The sequence below is a fragment of the Tropicimonas sp. IMCC34011 genome, from assembly GCF_003390865.1.
GTDB lineage: Bacteria > Pseudomonadota > Alphaproteobacteria > Rhodobacterales > Rhodobacteraceae > Tropicimonas_B.
The window spans coordinates 44,870-60,315 of the sequence record NZ_QMEJ01000004.1; the positions used below are offsets into that span (position 1 = coordinate 44,870).

The window sequence follows — 15,446 nt, forward strand, 5'->3', positions numbered from 1 at the left end:
TTTCTGTGCAGCATGGCGTTTTTCTCCGCGGCCCTCGCCCAGGGGACCGGCGCGGACGTGGAGGGTATGCTGGAGCGCCTCGCCGATCCGGAGACCCGCGGCTGGGAGCAGATCGAGGCCGACATCATGCGCGAGTGGTCGAAAAGCGGCTCACCGGCGATGGACCTGCTCCTACAGCGCGGCAACGAGGCGCTGGCCGAAAACGACACCGAGCTTGCCATCGACCACTTTACCGCCCTCGTCGATCATGCGCCCGATTTCTCGCAAGGCTGGAATGCCCGTGCGACCGCGTACTACCAGGCCGGGCTCTACGGGCCCGCGATGTCCGACATCGCCCGGGCGCTGGAGCTGAACCCGCGGCATTTCGGTGCGCTGGCGGGGCTCGCGATCATCCTCGACGAGCTGGACGAGAAGGAGCTGGCGCTGCAGGCCTATCGCAGGGTCGAGGAGGTCAACCCGCATCGCGAGGAGCTTGGCCGGGCCATCGAACGGCTCGAACAGGAAACCGGCGGCCGGACCCTCTGATCCGCCAGCTTTCCGGGCCGCCTGCCCTTTCCCCCCGCTCAACCGCCGGATAGGCTCCCTTCCATGCACGATCGCCCCAGCGTGACGGCCGTCCTCGGCCCGACGAATACCGGCAAGACCCATTACGCGATCGAGCGGATGCTCGGCCATCGGACCGGGATCATCGGCCTTCCGCTGCGCCTTCTGGCGCGGGAGGTCTACGACCGGATCGTGGCCATCCGCGGCCCGCGCGTCGTCGCGCTCGTCACCGGAGAGGAGCGGATCGTTCCGCCAAAGGCGCAGTACTGGGTCTGCACCGTGGAGGCGATGCCGGAAGGCACCGGCTGCGACTTCCTCGCGATCGACGAGATCCAGCTCTGCGCCGATCCCGAGCGCGGCCACGTCTTCACCGACCGGCTCCTGCGGGCCCGCGGCCTGCACGAGACGCTGTTTCTCGGCAGCGATTCGATGCGCAGCGTGATCGCCGCGCTGGTGCCGCGCGTGCAGTTCATGCGGCGGGAGCGGTTCTCCGAGCTGATCTATGCCGGGCCGAAGAAGATCTCCCGGATGCCGCCGCGCTCCGCCATCGTCGCCTTTTCCGCCGAAAGCGTCTACGCCATCGCGGAGCTGATCCGGCGCCAGAAGGGCGGCTGCGCCGTGGTCATGGGCGCCCTGTCCCCGCGCACGCGGAATGCGCAGGTCGATCTCTACCAGAACGGGGACGTGGACTACCTCGTCGCCACGGACGCGATCGGGATGGGCCTGAACCTCGACGTGCGGCATGTCGCCTTCGCGGGCCTGTCGAAGTTCGACGGGCGGCGGATGCGCCCCCTCGCCCCCAACGAACTCGGACAGATCGCCGGGCGTGCCGGCCGCTACACGCAGGACGGCTCCTTCGGCACGACCGGGGAGGCGCCGCCGATCGACGACGAGGTCGCCTCCGCCATCATGGACCACCGATTCTCGCCGGTGAAGAAACTGCTGTGGCGCAATCACGATCTCGATTTCGGCTCGCCCCAGCGGCTGGAAGCCTCCCTCGAGCGCCCCGCCGAGGGCGATCTTCTTCAGAGAACACGCGAATCGGACGACCTGGCGGCCCTGCGCGCCCTGATGGGAATGCCCGAGGTGATCGACGCCGTCCGGGACGCCCGCGATGTGCGCCTGCTCTGGGATGTCTGCCGGATTCCGGATTTCCGGGGCATCTCCGCAGCCGAGCACGCATCCCTCCTGGGCCGCATTTTCGGCTTCCTGCGCGAATGGGGCCGGGTCCCGGATGACTGGCTCGCGCGGCAAGTGAAACGCATCGACCGAACCGACGGCGACATAGATGCGTTGGGAAAGCGTCTGGCCTACATCCGGACATGGACGTATGTGGCGCAGCGCAGCGGCTGGGTCGACGACGAAAGACGTTGGCGCGACGAGACGCGCGCTGTAGAAGACCGACTGTCCGATGCGCTCCACCAGGCGCTGACGCAGCGGTTCGTGGACCGGCGCACGAGCGTGCTTCTGCGCCGACTGAAGCAGAGGGAGGGCCTTGTGGCCGAAGTCAGCGAGACCGGTGAAGTCACCGTCGAGGGCGAACATGTGGGCCGGTTGGACGGCTTCCGGTTCAGCCAGGATAAGTCCGGCGATCCCGACGGGGCGAAAACGGTGCGGCAGGCAGCCCTTGCTGCTCTGAAGCCCGAGTTCTCGCTGCGCGCGGATCGTCTCTACAACGCGCCCGATACCGAGTTCGATTTCACCGAACAGGGTGGCCTCATGTGGGGCTCCTCCGCCATCGGCAAGTTGGTGAAAGGGTCCGACGCCCTCAAGCCGCGGGTCGAGGTCTTCGTCGATGACGAGGCGGGCGAGGGTGTGGCCGAAAAGGTCGCGCGCAGGCTGGATCACTTCATCGGCCGCAAGATCGCCGCCCTCTTCGAGCCCCTTCTCGGCTTGTCGTCGGACGAGGCGCTCACGGGTCTCGCCCGCGGCTTCGCCTTCCGCATGGTCGAGGGCATGGGCCTTCTGGAGCGCGGTGCCGTCGCCGAGGAAGTCCGGTCGCTGGATCAGGAAGCGCGGGGAGCGCTGCGGAAGCATGGCCTGCGCTTCGGCCAGTTCACCATTTTCATGCCGCTCCTGCTCAAGCCGGCGCCGACGCGCCTGCGGCTCGTGCTGTGGTCGCTGTGGAACAATCTCCAGGAATTTCCCGAGAGCCCCCCTCCGGGCCTCGTGACGATCCCGACGCCGAAGGATGCGCCGGACGGCTACGCGCTGATGGCGGGCTACCGCGTTGCCGGCGAGCGCTCCATTCGCATCGACATGCTGGAGCGCCTTGCCGATCAGCTCCGCCCGATGGACAGCCGCGGCGGCTTCGAGGCGACGGCGGACATGCTGTCGATCACCGGCCTCACGCTCGAGCAATTCGCCGCCCTGATGGACGGCCTCGGCTACCGCGCGGAAAAGGGCGAACGCGAGAAGATGCGCGCGCCCGCGGCTCCGTCGGCACCCGCGAAGACGGACGAGGCACAGGCAGAGAGCGCATCCGAGGCCGGAGCGTCCGAGGCTGAGGCCGTCCCCTCCGCCGAGACCGAGGCTTCCGCGCCCCTTCCGGGCGAGGCCGAACCGGTCTCCGAGGCCGAGACGCCGGCACCCTCGGAGGCCGCCGCCCCCGAAGCACCGGTCGAGCCGACCGCCGAAGGGGCATCCGAGGTAGAGGCCGTTCCCTCCGCCGAGCCGGCTGCGCAGGAGCCGTCACCGGCTGAAGGGACGTCGGAAGCCGAAGCGCCCGCCCCCGAGGCCAGCCCGGCGGACACAGATGCGGCACCGGCAGAATCTGCACCGCAGCCTACCGGCGAGACCGAGATTTTCTACACCTTCACCTGGGCCGGACGGCGCGGCGGCCAGCAGAGCCGTCGTGGCGGCGGTCAGGCGCAGCGCAAGGGCGGCGGCAAGCCGCGCGCAGAGGCCGGCGGTCGCGGCAAACCCGGAGGCAAGGGCCCGCGCGGGGGAAAGAAGGACGGCAAGTCCGGCAACGCCCCCAGGGCCTTCGAGGCGCGTCCTCCGAAGAAGGACAAGCCGATCGATCCCGACAACCCCTTCGCCGCGCTCGCGGCGCTGAAGGACAAGCGCTGACGGCGGGGGCGGACAGCCGCCTTCGGCACCGTCACCGGGACAGAGCCTCCCGGTGACGGACACGCCCTCGATACGCGTCGACAAGTGGCTCTGGCACGCGCGGTTCTTCAAGTCGCGCGGGCTGTCGGCCAAGGCCGTCTCGGATGGCGGGATCCGCGTCGATGGCGTGCGGATCTCCAAGCCCTCCCGCAGTGTCGGCCCCGGCAACACCCTGACCTTCGTGACCGGCAACCGCGTGCGGGTCGTGCGGATCTTGGATGTCGGCACCCGGCGCGGCCCCGCCCCGGAAGCACAGGCGCTCTACGAGGATCTGTCTCCGCCGCCCGAGCCGCGCGATGACGGGGCGCCGGTTCGTACGGGCCCCCGGCCGACCAAGAAGGAACGCCGCCGGATGGATGCGACACGCAGCGGCGCGCTTGATCCTTTCGCCGGAAGCGAATAGGTCGCCGAACGTTCCGCATCGTCCGAGGGCCAGCGAATGACCTACGTCGTCACTGAAAACTGTATCGCCTGCAAATACACCGACTGCGTCGAGGTGTGCCCCGTGGATTGTTTCTACGAGGGGGAGAACATGCTGGTGATCCACCCCGACGAGTGCATCGATTGCGGCGTCTGCGAGCCCGAATGCCCCGCCGACGCGATCCGGCCGGACACGGAGCCGGACATGGACAAGTGGGTGGAGTTCAACCGCAAGTACTCCGAAGCCTGGCCCGTGATCGTCACGAAGAAGGACCCGCTCGAGGGCGCCGAGGAGATGGACGGCAAGGACGGCAAGATGGAGCTCTTCGCCGAGGGCGCCGGCGAGGGCGGCTGAGGCCGTCTCTTCACCGCAAATTAAGCGTCTTTCCGCAGGGCGACGAGCCGCCTGCGGCTGCCGGTCCTTCAAATGTAGCCTGTTTCGTGCTATATGATCGTTTCGATGCCTTCGGAACGGGCGATTCTGCGCGTTTGCCTCCTTCCCGGGCCATGACACCACCGGCAGTGCCGCGGTCGTGAAGCACATGCTCCACGGGCGGGGCCTTTTGGCCTCCGCGGGCACGCTTACGAGGAAATACCATGAGCAAGAGCAAGAAGATCGAGTTTCGCCCCAACGACTACGTCGTGTACCCGGCGCATGGCGTCGGACAGATCGTCTCGATCGAGAAGCAGGAGGTCGCGGGGATCTCGCTTGAGCTCTTCGTCATCTCCTTCGAGAAGGACAAGATGACCCTCCGCGTTCCGACCAACAAGGCGACGGAAGCGGGCCTGCGCTCCCTCTCGAACCCCGAGACGGTCGACAAGGCGATGACGACCCTGAAGGGCAAGGCCAAGGTCAAGAAGGCCATGTGGTCCCGTCGTGCGCAGGAATATGAGCAGAAGATCAATTCGGGCGATCTGATCGCCATCGCCGAGGTGGTCCGCGACCTGCACCGGGCCGACGATCAGCGCGAGCAATCCTACTCCGAGCGCCAGCTCTACGAGGCCGCCCTCGAGCGCCTGACCCGCGAAATCGCCGCGGTCTCCGGCAAGGGCGAGGACGATGCGCAGCGCCAGGTGGACGACGTTCTCGTCAGCCGCGTCGCCGCCGCCTGAACCAGCTTCGGCACGATGTAAGGAGGCCCGCCCCGGAGATCCGCGGCGGGCCTTTTTTCGTCGGCAGCAGCAGCGGGGCGTCCGGGGTCAGTCCCCCTGCCCCGGCGCCTCACCCCGCCGCAGCGCCTCGTTGTAGCGCCGTGCGCGGGGCACCAGCAGGTACGGCACGAGCCAGTCCGACCGCCCGAGCCACCGGGCATCGTAGCGGATCCGCCCGTCCGTGCGGCCCTTCATGGAGTTGCCGTAGAGGATGTGGTGCTCTCCCGATGTGAAGGGGACGGAGGTGTCGATGAGGTCCACGCCGGTCCGCCGATTGATCCGCTCTGCCTCCGCCTCGATTCCGAGAACGAGGTCGTCGTAGACGATCTGCATCCAGTCCGTGCCGTCCACCATCCCGCGGGTGCGTCTGACGGCGGCCGTCTCGCGCCGGTGCCATTCGCGTATCAGGGTCAGGCCACCCTTGCGCTTTCCCGCGCGGTTCGGCCGATCCATCCACCGGCATGCCCATGACCGCACATCTTTCGACACGTGAAGCACCAGCGTCCGTCGGCGGCTCACATGCTCGATCAGGTGATTGGCGTCCTTGGAGCTGTCGACCATGATCCGGCCGGGGAAGAGCTCCGCGAAGGTATCGTGCAGCACGACGTTCGCCGGGCCCCGCGATCGGCCCTCCGGCAGACGCGGGATCAGGACGCCCCAGAACGAACAGTCCAGCGCCGGTGCGCCACAGGAACAGGTCTGCGCGGTCACTTCCGCCCTTGGACGCTGCCAGACGCATTTCCACCCCCCGAGACTGACGGCATGACCGCCCGTGCCGAGAAGAAAGTCGAGCAGCGTCGACCCCGAATGGCCGAGGCTGGAGACGAAAACGGAGTCGTATCGGTGCGCCATCCGTTATTGATCGCAGGTAAAGTGACCTACGGAAGGTCTTCCCGCCCTAGTCCGTCACCTCGGTCGCCACAACGTACTCGGTCAACTCCTCCTCCACGAGCACGTAGATCTCGTCCGGCGGCGTGGCGAGGCTGTGTTTCATCAGGCGCAGGTCGATGCCCATCTCACCGAGATAATCCATCACCTCCGCCTGCCCTGACTGGATGTCCTTCACGGCGAGAAAGGCGGGCAGCAGGGTATTCTCCCCGTAGTAGTGCTGGTGCACACCCACCGCGCCCTCCCGGCTAACGAAGCGCTCCGGCCCGCCCATCAGCATGTAGGGACAGGCGGACATGCAGACGGCGTTCGTCTCGATCCGCGTGTCGATCTCGTCCTGCCGCAGGCGCCGGCCGATCGTGAGCGCGTCCGACACGGAACCGCCGGGGGAGAGAAGCGCGACCTCGAGGAGGGGCTCTGAGCGGGCGCCGAGCCAGTCCGTGAAGCGATCGGCGTCGCCGGGGCGGATCGTCCCCGAAATGCGCGCGGTGTTCGCGCCGGTCTCCTCGAAGAAGAGGCTCGATGGCATGTCCATCCCGTCCGGCAGGTCGACGCCGGGGGGCGCAGGCAGGCGTTCCGGATCGAACCGGCGGCGCTGGTCGCCGGGGCGGATCGGCTGATCGAGTTGGGGTGCGGTGGTCCCCGGCCAGCCAAGCTGCGGCAGCGCCCCGGAGAAGTCCTGAACCAGCAGGACAAGGGCGATGCCGATCTGCAGACCGAAGATGGCGCGGATCGCTGAGGCCGTGTTCATCGCCGGATCAGCCTGCCGGTCGCGGACCGGAGCCGACGGCCTTCGGCCCCTCGGACATGCGCTCCGGCCGTGGCGGCCCCTCGTATTCTCCCGGGCCCGGATCCGAGGGCCGGCTTGCCTCCTCCACGTCCCTGATCGCGAGAATCGCGGCGCGCATCTCGGCAAGCGTCAGCGAATCTTCGATCCGGGTGCCCTCCCGCCCGGAGCGGATCGCCGACTGCACGACCATGAGGATGAAGACGAGCACGGCCGGCAACAGGTCGATCGCGATGGCGCCGGCCCAGGAGGGGGCGAAGTTCGACGCGTACCGGATCACCGCGTCCGCCGTGCTGATGGGCGTATACGCGACCTCGTCCGGGGCTGGCATCTCGATGACCTGCTGCGCCGCGGCCTCCAGCGTCTGGGCGCGCTGACCGAGGACCTCGAGGACGGAGGTGATCGTCGCCTGCTGGCCCTGACGGATCGCATCGCTGGAGCCATCGAGTTCCGGCAGGACGACGGACGCGCGAAGGTCCTGCGCCGCGCGCTGCACCAGAGGCGCGACGGAAAGCTGGCGAAGCTGCGTGATGATCCCGGCCAGGCGGACGGCCTCTTCGGAGAAGGTCACGGAGCGATCCTCGACGGAGCCCTGTGCCACCGTCAGCGCCCGCATCCGCGACAGGATGGCGTTGCCCTCGGCGAAGGCCCGATCCACCAGCGGATCCTGCGCCGCGATCTGCGTCTCGAGGGTCTCCAGTTCCTGCGACTTCTGCCGCAGCACGCGGAACACGGCGCCGCGGCCCGCGATGCCGGACAGATCCCCCGTCGCCTCCTGCTCCCCCAGATCCTCGAAGGACTGGCGGACGCGGGACACGTCGAGCTCGAGCCCCTGCGCACTTACCGCGATCTGGTGTGCCCGCTCGAGGCTGGCCTGATACTCCTGCACGGTATTGGCGAGATGCTGTTCCACCGCCGCCGCTCCGGCAAGCGCAGCCGCGTTCAGCCAGGAGGACATCGCGACGATGGCGAGCGAGCCGAGCGCCATTGACGCCATGAGCCCGATGCGCGCGCCCGCGGTCTTCACCGCCGGCAGCAGGCGCATCAGGTAGGACCAGAAGACGAAGATCCCGACCGAGACGGCGATGGAGTAGGATATCGCCGCGAAGAAGGTGAAGGCGCCCGAATCGTCGAGGAGGGAAGACACGCCGAGATAGGTGTAGATGCCAGACGCGCAGGCGAGGACGCCGAGCGCGGTCGGGGTGAACGTGTCGAGTATGCCGATATGGCCCTCGAGTTCCTTCGCGTGCCGCAGACCCCGCGCTTCGGCGCGACCCATCCTGCGCTCGTCTGCATCCATCCGTGACGTCCCCCGCTTCCCCTTGCAGCGGTCACTCTACCTCGCGATGTGCCTCGATCGAAATGACTAATCGGTGGGACGGTGCCCGCGCAGGTAGGCCCGGCGTCCGGTCACCCCGGCGGCCAGGCGATATCGGCCCAGATCGGCAGATGATCGGACGCGCGGCGGAACTCCGGGCCATCGGCGACGCCGCCGCGGATCATGTGCAGTCCCTTGAGAACGAAGCGGTCGAGCGGTGCCCAGGCGTAGGTCGCGTGGAACGAATTCCCGACCTCGCGAACGTCGAACTTCGACACCCGGAACGGGGCGAACCCGGCGGTGCGGCTGAACTCGTTGAAATCCCCCATGATCGCGACGGGCCCCGCCTCGAGGGCGGAGAGGCGCTTCACGATCTCGACCTGCTGGCTGAGCCGCGTGCGGCGGACGAGCGAGAAATGGGTGCCGACGAGGCGGAAGGGCATCTCCCGCACGGACAACTCGGCGAGAATGCCGCCCCGGCCTATCCCCATCAGGTCGAACGGCGTCACCGATGCGACCTCGACATGCTCGCGGACCAGCATGGCATTGCCGTGATGACCGAGGGACGTGCCCTTCCCCGCCGGCAGCGGCTCCATTCCGGCCAGCTCGCGGATCGTATCGGGCGGGATCGCGGAGTGGCGCGGACCGAGACGCCAGTCCGCTTCCTGCAAGGTCACGACGTCCGCGCCGAGACGGGCGATCCCGCGGGCGACGCGCTCGGGATCCCGGCGCCAGTCGAGACCGAAGCACTTGCGCACGTTCCAGCTTGCCAGTCTCAGCTTGCCCGGGAGAGGCGGTGGAAGGCTCACGCGCAAGGCCCCCCCGTGCAACGGAGGCCCTGAAATCGTCTGCGGATACCTTGTGCTCCGTGAGCACTCGTCGCAGCGTCCCGCGCATGAAATTTCGTCATCAGCCCCTCCTCGTCTGGGCCATCTGGCTCGTGCTGACCGCAGCGGCAGCGCAGGCGGCGTGGCATGGCCACTGGTCGATTCTCTTTCTCGCCGTGTCGTCCTTCTTGCTGACCCTGGCGCCGTCGCTGTTCGTGTCGCGGTTCGACATCGTGCTTCCGGCGAAGTTTCTCTCCGGGGTCTGCCTGTTCGTGTTCGCCACTCTATTCCTCGGCGAGGCCTTCGACTTCTACGAGAGATTCTGGTGGTGGGACATGATCTTGCACGGCGCGTCGGCAGTCGGGCTCGGGATCGTGGGATTTGTGTTTCTGTTCTTCCTCTTCGAGGGCGACCGGTATGCTGCGCCGGCCGGGCCGCTGGCCATGCTGTCCTTCTGCTTCGCGGTGTCCATCGGAGCGGTCTGGGAGATCTTCGAGTTCGTCATGGACCAGACCTTCGGCATGAACATGCAGAAATCCGGGCTCGTCGACACGATGTGGGATCTGATCGTGGATTGCCTCGGCGCGGGCATCGCGGCGCTTGCCGGGTATCTCTACCTCAAACGGAGGGAGGGCGGCTTCGTTTCGGATCTCATCGAGGAGTTCATCGACGCGAACAGGCGCAGGTTCTCTCTCCGCCGCGGGCGCCAGCGGCTGAAGCCGGGCGCGCGGGGAGAAGACAGGTGGCGGGGACCGCCGCATCCGTAGGGGCAACCAATTCCCGAGGACCTGTATATACAGGTGGGCGCCAGGTAACCGGACCACGGCCCGATCAGAGCCAGCTCCCTCGGAATTGCTTAAGGCCACCGGAATTTGACCCCATGAACGAGAAGGGCAGATCCGCCAAGCCGCGAGATAAGGCGCGGTGCGCGCCTCGGCAAGGGGCCGGAGCGATTTCCGTGACCGCGACCGCCTGCTCTCGCCATCACGCTCCGGCGAGGCCGGCTTGCGCGGACGTTCCCGTTGTGTTCATCATCGACCCATGCCGTTCGACCCTGCGACAGACAGTTCCCACGCCCAAGCGCTGATGCCCGGCCAGCTCATCGCCCGAGGCATTTGCCGGATGATGGCACATTCGGGGTTCGTGACCGTGGAGGAGCTGGTTCCGACCCCCGGCCTCAGGGTCGACGTGATGGCGATGGGGCCGAAGGGAGAGATCTGGATCTTCGAATGCAAGTCGAGCCGGGCGGACTACATGTCCGATCGCAAGTGGCAGGGCTATCTTGAGTGGTGCGACCGCTTCTTCTGGGCGGTGGACGAGACCTTCCCGACCGACCTTCTTCCCGAAGGCACCGGCCTCGCGATCGCGGATGCCTATGACGGCGAGATCCTGCGCATGGGGCCGGAGACCAAGCTTGCCGGGGCGAGGCGCAAGGTTATGTGTCAGAAATTCGCGCGTCACGCCGCGCGCCGCCTTCAACTTATGCGCGACCCGAGCTTCACGATTTCCACCTGATCATTTATGCGGGTCCGGCCCGACTTGCTGGAGACCATCGTGGACCTCGAAATTGTCATCGTATCCGGCCGTCGGCCGGCCCTTCTGGAACGGACGCTCGCCTCCTTTGAGGCGAGGCTCTTCCGACATTTCGACATATGCCGCGTTTCGGCCAACCTCGACGCATTCGGCGGTGACGAGGCCGATCACGCGGCGTGCCGAAAGATCCTGACATCCGCTTTTCCGGATATCATTCTTCATGAACCGCAGGAGCCCGGATTCGCCGCCGCGGTGCAGCGTCTGTGGGCCGGAACGACGGGATCCACCGTTTTCCATCTGGAGGATGACTGGCTGCTCGACGAAGACGTCAGGCCGGCGGATATCGCCGATCTGGGGCGCGGGAACGTCGCGGCCATGCCTCTTCTGTCCCAGCATATCGACTGGACGGGCCCCTCTCGTGACCTCGTCTCGCGCAAGGTGCGTACCCGCCTTTTCGGCATGGCGATCCGGACCGAAACGCGACCCATCTTCGGGACGAGCCCCGGTTTCTTCACCGGCTCGTTCGTGCGCGGGGCCGCAGCGCGGATGGATACGAGACTGGATCCGGAGAAGCAGATGCGGGGCCGCAAGAAGAACCCCGCCCTGAGCGAATTCCTGAAGCCGCTGCGCTGTCAGGTCCTGCCCGGCCGGAACGACCGCCCCATCATCCGCGACATCGGTCGGGAATGGCGGGACGAACGAGACTTGGAGAAGATCGTCCATCCGGACGGGCGCACCGAATGGCGCAAGAGAGAGGCGGCCTGACGGCGTCTCAGCGCTTTTTCTTGCCGCCTTGCTTGCCACCGCCCGCCTTCGCCCGCGCAGCCTCGGCCGCGGCGCGGATCTCCTCGGCGATCTCCACCGCCTCGTCCGGCTCGAAGTCGAGCGGGATCTCGATCCCGCCTTCGGCCTCGACATAGATCCGCACCATTCCCGCCGTGGTCGGGCCGATCTGCAGGTTCGCAGTAATGTCGATTTCGCTGTCGATGCTCATGGCGTCCCTTCGGATGCTGCCTGACCGCCCCTGTGGACGGTGGATAGAAGGGGATATACCGTCGTGGCACGGTGTGGCAAGCGGCGGGAAATCGTCCTTGCGCCCCTTGCGCGGACCGCTCGCGGGCGCTAAACCCTCGGCCCGTGCCGCCTTAGCTCAGTTGGTTAGAGCGCTTGATTGTGGATCAAGAGGTCGCCCGTTCGAACCGGGCAGGCGGTACCATCTTCCCCTTGGTTCAAGTTTCTTCCGCTGCCGGCGCGCATCCTGTCGCCCGTTAACCTCACGAGCGCGTTGGGTCCTCCGGAAAACCTTGAATACGCGGGACTTCCTCCCGATATTGCACAACGAAGCCCGCCCTCGCGCGGGAACGATTTCGACTGGAGGTATGGATGGCACAATTTGACACGATCCGAACGGGGACCGCTGGCGTCCGCACCGCTCAGATCGACGCGGGCCTCAAGGCCCACATGAACAAGGTCTACGGCACGATGTCCGTGGGCATGCTGATCACCGCGCTCGCGGCCTGGGCGATTTCCGGCCTTGCGACGAGCGATGCGCCGACGGCGTACCAGATCAGCGCGAACACCTACCTGACCGACTTCGGCTACGCGATCTACGCGTCGCCCCTGAAGTGGCTCATCATGTTCGCGCCGCTGATCTTCGTCTTCGGCTTCTCCGCCGGGATCAACCGCATGTCCGCCGCCACCGCGCAGCTCGTGTTCTACGCGTTCGCAGCCGTCATGGGCCTGTCGCTGTCCTCCATCTTCCTGGTCTTCACCAGCTACTCCATCGCACAGGTCTTCCTGATCACCGCGATCGCCTTCGCCGGCCTGTCCCTCTGGGGCTACACGACGAAGAAGGACATCTCCGGCTGGGGATCGTTCCTGATCATGGGCGTGATCGGCCTGGTCGTGGCGTCGATCGTCAACATCTTCCTCGCCTCCCCGGCGGTGATGTTCGCGATCTCTGCCCTCGGTGTGCTGATCTTCGCGGGCCTGACCGCCTATGACACCCAGAAGATCAAGACCGAGTACATCGCCCACGCCCACCACGGCGATTCGGAGTGGCTCGGCAAGGCCGCCATCATGGGCGCGCTGAGCCTCTACCTCGACTTCATCAACATGTTCATGTTCCTGCTCCAGCTCTTCGGCAATCGCGAATAAGCTGCAGAAGCTCCGAACCGGACGTCAGGGCCCGCCATTTGGCGGGCCTTTTTTATGTCTGGAGGGACGGAACATTACGGCCGGATGATCGGGCGGGCATACATTCTGTGCAAACCCCGCCGATGGGGCCGGGGCGCGCCCGCCCGCCGGGGGCCTCGCCGCCCTAGTCCTCGTCCTTGTCGAAGAGCCCGGTCAGGGCACGGCCGACGAGGTTGGCCGTCGTCGGCTTGCGCAAGCGCTGGAAGGGAAGCGGGCGGCAGACCTCCATCGCCGCAACGCCGACGCGGGCCGTCAGGGCGCCGTTCACGACCCCTTCCCCGAAGCGGCGGGAGAGGCGTGACAACAGCCCGCCGCCCGCAACGGTGTGGATCAGATCATCGCCCACGGCGACGGCGCCCGTCGCCACGAGGTGGGTCAGCACGGAGCGGGTGAGCCGCCACGTGCCGAGCGTTCCGGACCGCCCGCCATAAATCTCGGCGATGCGCCGGATCATACGAAGGTTCGACGTAAGCGCCGTGAAGACGTCCGCCAGCGCCAGCGGCACCACCGCCGTGACCGCCGCGACCTGCCGCGCCGCCGCCTCGATCTCCGCCCGCGCGGCGAGGTCGAGCTGGCCCATTAGTTCCGCTTCCGCGAGGCCGAGGAGGGCGTCCGCGTCGAAGAGGTCGCCCTTGCGCTCCGCCAGCCTCGCACGGCCCCATTCGAGGTCACTCCGGCTGGCATAGAGCTTCTCAAGCGACGCCACGCTCTTGCGCGCGAGGGAGAGATCGGCGCCGGCGAGGGCCGCTTCGGCATCCCGGTGGATGTGGTCGAGCCGCCCGAGGCGCCAGAAGCTCGCAGCCTCCTTGATCGCCATCGCGATGAGCGCGAGCAGCACGGCGGAGACGAGGCCGGCCGCGATGATCCCGAGGACCGGGTTTGCCTGCAGAAGGGACGTCACGAAGGACCACGCAGCGACCGACGCCGCGAAGCCGATGAGGGACACGAGCGCACCCCAGAAGAGCTTCGCGGCTCCCGACGAGCGCCGCGCACCGAGGGCCGCGAGCGTCTTCATCGCCTGCCCGCGCGGGGCTTCGGAGCGGGGCGCGTCCGGCACCGGCGGCGCCTCTGCCGGGCTCATTCCGGGGGCACCCCGCGTCTCGGCGTCGATCTCGATCATCACCGGACGTCGGCCGGGACGTGCTGTCTCGTCACTCATCTCAGACGGTCTCCGATCAGGAAGTCGGCGGCCTGGTCCAGCCGGATGTGCGGCGGCCCCTCCCCCGGCTTGAGGACGACCGGCGCGGGAGCGAAGCGCATCAGCCCGTAATCGCCGTCGAGCCATGCGCCCCCTCCGGCGCGGGCGGGCTTGAGGATGCGGGCGGGGTCCTCCGGCAGTTCGCCCGGCCAGAGCATGACCTCCTTGCCGGTGTCGAGGAGCCGTCCGCGCACCATGCCGAGCTCTTCGCCGTCATGCTCCCGCATCTCCTCCACCGTCGCGCGGAGAGACGCGATCGCGAGCGCGCGGGTCTTCGCGCCGGCGAAATCCGCCTGGTCCTTCGCCCCGCGCAGGAGCGCGGCCATGATCGCGGTCATCCGCGCATGCTGCGTGTGGTGCAGATGATCGGCCTTGGTCGCGGCGAAGAGGAGCCGGTCCACCCGTCGGGCCCCGATGAGGGAGGTCAGCCAGTTCCGCTTGCCATGCCGGAAGGCGCCGAGGATGCGTTCCATGGTCTCGCCGAGATCGGCGACGGCGTGCGGGCCCGCATGGATCGCCCCCAGAAGGTCCACGAGGACGACCTGCCGGTCCATCCGGGAGAAGTGATCGCGGAAGAAGGGGCGCACGACCTGTCCCTTGTAGGCGTCGAAGCGGCGCTCCATTTCCCGCCCGAGGGAGCCGCGCGGGAAGCGCCCCTCCCCCGGCGGAACGGGCGCGAAGGTCAGCGCCGGAGAGCCCTCGAGATCGCCGGGCATCAGGAAGCGGCCGGGGGAGCAATCGGCGTAGCCCGCCTTTCGCGCGGCCGCGAGATAGGCGGTGTAGGCCCTTGCGAGCCCCTGCGCGGCGGTTTCCGTGAACTCGGCGGAGGGGTCGAGCCCCGCCAGCGCCTCCCGGTAGGGCGCGGCCTCGGGGCGGCCCTCGGCGGCCTCGATCATGCCGCGGGACCACTCCGCGAAGTCCTGCTCCATCAGCGCCAGATCGAGGAGCCATTCGCCCGGATAGTCCACGATATCGAGATGCACCGTCCGGAGCCCGGACACCGATCCCAGCATCCCCTGGGGCTGCACCTTTAGGGACAGGCGCAACTCGGAAATCGCGCGGGTGCTGTCCGGCCAGTGCGGCGCGGGGCCGGTCATGTCGCTCAGGTGCTCTTCGAACGCGAAGCGGGGGATGGTGTCGTCCGGCTGCGGCTGGAGCCAGGCGGCCTTGATCGCGCCGTTCGCCGTGCCCGAGAGGCCCGGCATCCGCGCGCGATCCATCAGATTGGCCACGAGGGACGTGATGAAGACCGTCTTGCCGGCGCGCGCGAGGCCCGTGACGCCAAGCCGGATGGTGGGCTCGAAGAGCCCGGTCACGCGGTCGTTCGCGCCCTCGACGCCGCGCAGTATTCCGTCGGCGATTCGCCCGATGACCACTCTATCCGTCCCCTCGATCCTGGCTTGGCGACAATGTAGGGCGACGAAGGGGGCTCCGAAAGGCCGGCCGCGGGATGGACTGCCGCGCAGTCGGGCG

At 67.6% G+C, this 15,446-nt stretch carries 16 protein-coding genes and 1 tRNA gene; 10 read left to right on the forward strand and 7 right to left on the reverse strand.

Translation table 11 applies throughout. The features are described from left to right. Window positions 1–12 precede the first annotated feature (12 nt). The 5 genes from DQG15_RS12250 (at window position 13) to DQG15_RS12270 (ending at window position 5,187) form a co-directional block, all read left to right on the forward strand. A complete protein-coding gene (locus tag DQG15_RS12250) occupies window positions 13–525 on the forward strand; it encodes a tetratricopeptide repeat protein (protein ID WP_232830834.1) in 513 nt (170 codons plus the stop codon). A gap of 63 nt (window positions 526–588) precedes the next feature. Beyond that, the gene (locus DQG15_RS12255) at window positions 589–3,615 is read left to right on the forward strand and encodes a helicase-related protein (RefSeq protein ID WP_116085671.1); all 3,027 of its coding nucleotides are present in this window, start codon (window positions 589–591) and stop codon (window positions 3,613–3,615) included. Window positions 3,616–3,667: 52 nt separating this feature from the next. Beyond that, window positions 3,668–4,057 carry an RNA-binding S4 domain-containing protein gene (locus tag DQG15_RS12260; protein ID WP_116085673.1) on the forward strand — a complete coding sequence of 130 codons (390 nt, stop codon included), beginning with the start codon at window positions 3,668–3,670 and terminating at the stop codon, window positions 4,055–4,057. A 36-nt stretch (window positions 4,058–4,093) separates the two neighbouring features. After that, the gene (gene fdxA / locus DQG15_RS12265) at window positions 4,094–4,429 is read left to right on the forward strand and encodes a ferredoxin FdxA (protein WP_116085674.1); all 336 of its coding nucleotides are present in this window, start codon (window positions 4,094–4,096) and stop codon (window positions 4,427–4,429) included. 242 nt (window positions 4,430–4,671) lie between these two features. Then, window positions 4,672–5,187, forward strand: coding sequence for a CarD family transcriptional regulator (locus DQG15_RS12270; protein WP_116085676.1), 516 nt, complete (start codon window positions 4,672–4,674; stop codon window positions 5,185–5,187). An 87-nt stretch (window positions 5,188–5,274) separates the two neighbouring features. Here the strand turns inward: DQG15_RS12270 and DQG15_RS12275 are convergent, their stop codons facing one another. From DQG15_RS12275 to DQG15_RS12290, 4 genes are all read right to left on the reverse strand, one after another. Beyond that, window positions 5,275–6,078 (reverse strand): hypothetical protein, encoded by an 804-nt coding sequence (locus DQG15_RS12275; protein WP_116085677.1) that lies wholly within the window; start codon window positions 6,076–6,078, stop codon window positions 5,275–5,277. Window positions 6,079–6,124: 46 nt separating this feature from the next. Beyond that, the gene (locus tag DQG15_RS12280; RefSeq protein WP_116085679.1) at window positions 6,125–6,865 is read right to left on the reverse strand and encodes a hypothetical protein; all 741 of its coding nucleotides are present in this window, start codon (window positions 6,863–6,865) and stop codon (window positions 6,125–6,127) included. 7 nt (window positions 6,866–6,872) lie between these two features. Then, window positions 6,873–8,201 (reverse strand): hypothetical protein, encoded by a 1,329-nt coding sequence (locus tag DQG15_RS12285; protein ID WP_198665145.1) that lies wholly within the window; start codon window positions 8,199–8,201, stop codon window positions 6,873–6,875. 110 nt (window positions 8,202–8,311) lie between these two features. Next, on the reverse strand, window positions 8,312–9,028 hold the full coding sequence (locus tag DQG15_RS12290; RefSeq protein ID WP_157968980.1) for an endonuclease/exonuclease/phosphatase family protein: 717 nt from the start codon (window positions 9,026–9,028) through the stop codon (window positions 8,312–8,314). 86 nt (window positions 9,029–9,114) lie between these two features. Between DQG15_RS12290 and DQG15_RS12295 the strand changes: the two genes are divergently transcribed. The 3 genes from DQG15_RS12295 to DQG15_RS12305 all read left to right on the forward strand — a co-directional run bounded on the left by DQG15_RS12295 (window position 9,115) and on the right by DQG15_RS12305 (window position 11,344). Next, window positions 9,115–9,813 carry a hypothetical protein gene (locus DQG15_RS12295; protein WP_116085682.1) on the forward strand — a complete coding sequence of 233 codons (699 nt, stop codon included), beginning with the start codon at window positions 9,115–9,117 and terminating at the stop codon, window positions 9,811–9,813. Window positions 9,814–10,087: 274 nt separating this feature from the next. Further along, window positions 10,088–10,561: an MmcB family DNA repair protein gene (locus DQG15_RS12300; RefSeq protein WP_232830835.1), complete on the forward strand. Its 474-nt coding sequence runs from the start codon at window positions 10,088–10,090 to the stop codon at window positions 10,559–10,561. Window positions 10,562–10,600: 39 nt separating this feature from the next. Further along, on the forward strand, window positions 10,601–11,344 hold the full coding sequence (locus tag DQG15_RS12305) for a hypothetical protein (protein WP_157968981.1): 744 nt from the start codon (window positions 10,601–10,603) through the stop codon (window positions 11,342–11,344). A 7-nt stretch (window positions 11,345–11,351) separates the two neighbouring features. Here DQG15_RS12305 and DQG15_RS12310 read toward each other — a convergent pair whose 3' ends face one another. Beyond that, on the reverse strand, window positions 11,352–11,573 hold the full coding sequence (locus DQG15_RS12310; RefSeq protein ID WP_116085686.1) for a DUF6324 family protein: 222 nt from the start codon (window positions 11,571–11,573) through the stop codon (window positions 11,352–11,354). A 145-nt stretch (window positions 11,574–11,718) separates the two neighbouring features. On the opposite strand from DQG15_RS12310, the gene DQG15_RS12315 reads away from it, so the two are divergent. Both DQG15_RS12315 and DQG15_RS12320 read left to right on the forward strand, forming a co-directional pair. Further along, window positions 11,719–11,795 (forward strand) — tRNA-His (locus DQG15_RS12315). Window positions 11,796–11,962: 167 nt separating this feature from the next. After that, window positions 11,963–12,736: a Bax inhibitor-1/YccA family protein gene (locus DQG15_RS12320; protein WP_116085688.1), complete on the forward strand. Its 774-nt coding sequence runs from the start codon at window positions 11,963–11,965 to the stop codon at window positions 12,734–12,736. Window positions 12,737–12,899: 163 nt separating this feature from the next. Here the strand turns inward: DQG15_RS12320 and DQG15_RS12325 are convergent, their stop codons facing one another. After that, window positions 12,900–13,934 carry a YcjF family protein gene (locus DQG15_RS12325; protein WP_116085690.1) on the reverse strand — a complete coding sequence of 345 codons (1,035 nt, stop codon included), beginning with the start codon at window positions 13,932–13,934 and terminating at the stop codon, window positions 12,900–12,902. Continuing rightward, window positions 13,931–15,349, reverse strand: a complete 1,419-nt coding sequence (locus DQG15_RS12330) for a YcjX family protein (RefSeq protein WP_116085691.1) — start codon at window positions 15,347–15,349, stop codon at window positions 13,931–13,933. The genes DQG15_RS12325 and DQG15_RS12330 overlap by 4 nt, the downstream gene beginning before the upstream one ends. Between the last annotated feature and the right edge of the window lie 97 nt (window positions 15,350–15,446).

Bases quoted from the DNA above. Each gene is read 5' to 3' on its own strand.
- DQG15_RS12250 (WP_232830834.1), top strand. From the start codon at position 13: ATGGCGTTTTTCTCCGCGGCCCTCGCCCAGGGGACCGGCGCGGACGTG.
- DQG15_RS12255 (WP_116085671.1), top strand. From the start codon at position 589: ATGCACGATCGCCCCAGCGTGACGGCCGTCCTCGGCCCGACGAATACC.
- fdxA (WP_116085674.1), top strand. From the start codon at position 4,094: ATGACCTACGTCGTCACTGAAAACTGTATCGCCTGCAAATACACCGAC.
- DQG15_RS12270 (WP_116085676.1), top strand. From the start codon at position 4,672: ATGAGCAAGAGCAAGAAGATCGAGTTTCGCCCCAACGACTACGTCGTG.
- DQG15_RS12275 (WP_116085677.1), bottom strand. From the start codon at position 6,078: ATGGCGCACCGATACGACTCCGTTTTCGTCTCCAGCCTCGGCCATTCG.
- DQG15_RS12280 (WP_116085679.1), bottom strand. From the start codon at position 6,865: ATGAACACGGCCTCAGCGATCCGCGCCATCTTCGGTCTGCAGATCGGC.
- DQG15_RS12285 (WP_198665145.1), bottom strand. From the start codon at position 8,201: ATGGATGCAGACGAGCGCAGGATGGGTCGCGCCGAAGCGCGGGGTCTG.
- DQG15_RS12295 (WP_116085682.1), top strand. From the start codon at position 9,115: ATGAAATTTCGTCATCAGCCCCTCCTCGTCTGGGCCATCTGGCTCGTG.
- DQG15_RS12300 (WP_232830835.1), top strand. From the start codon at position 10,088: ATGCCGTTCGACCCTGCGACAGACAGTTCCCACGCCCAAGCGCTGATG.
- DQG15_RS12310 (WP_116085686.1), bottom strand. From the start codon at position 11,573: ATGAGCATCGACAGCGAAATCGACATTACTGCGAACCTGCAGATCGGC.
- DQG15_RS12320 (WP_116085688.1), top strand. From the start codon at position 11,963: ATGGCACAATTTGACACGATCCGAACGGGGACCGCTGGCGTCCGCACC.
- DQG15_RS12325 (WP_116085690.1), bottom strand. From the start codon at position 13,934: ATGAGTGACGAGACAGCACGTCCCGGCCGACGTCCGGTGATGATCGAG.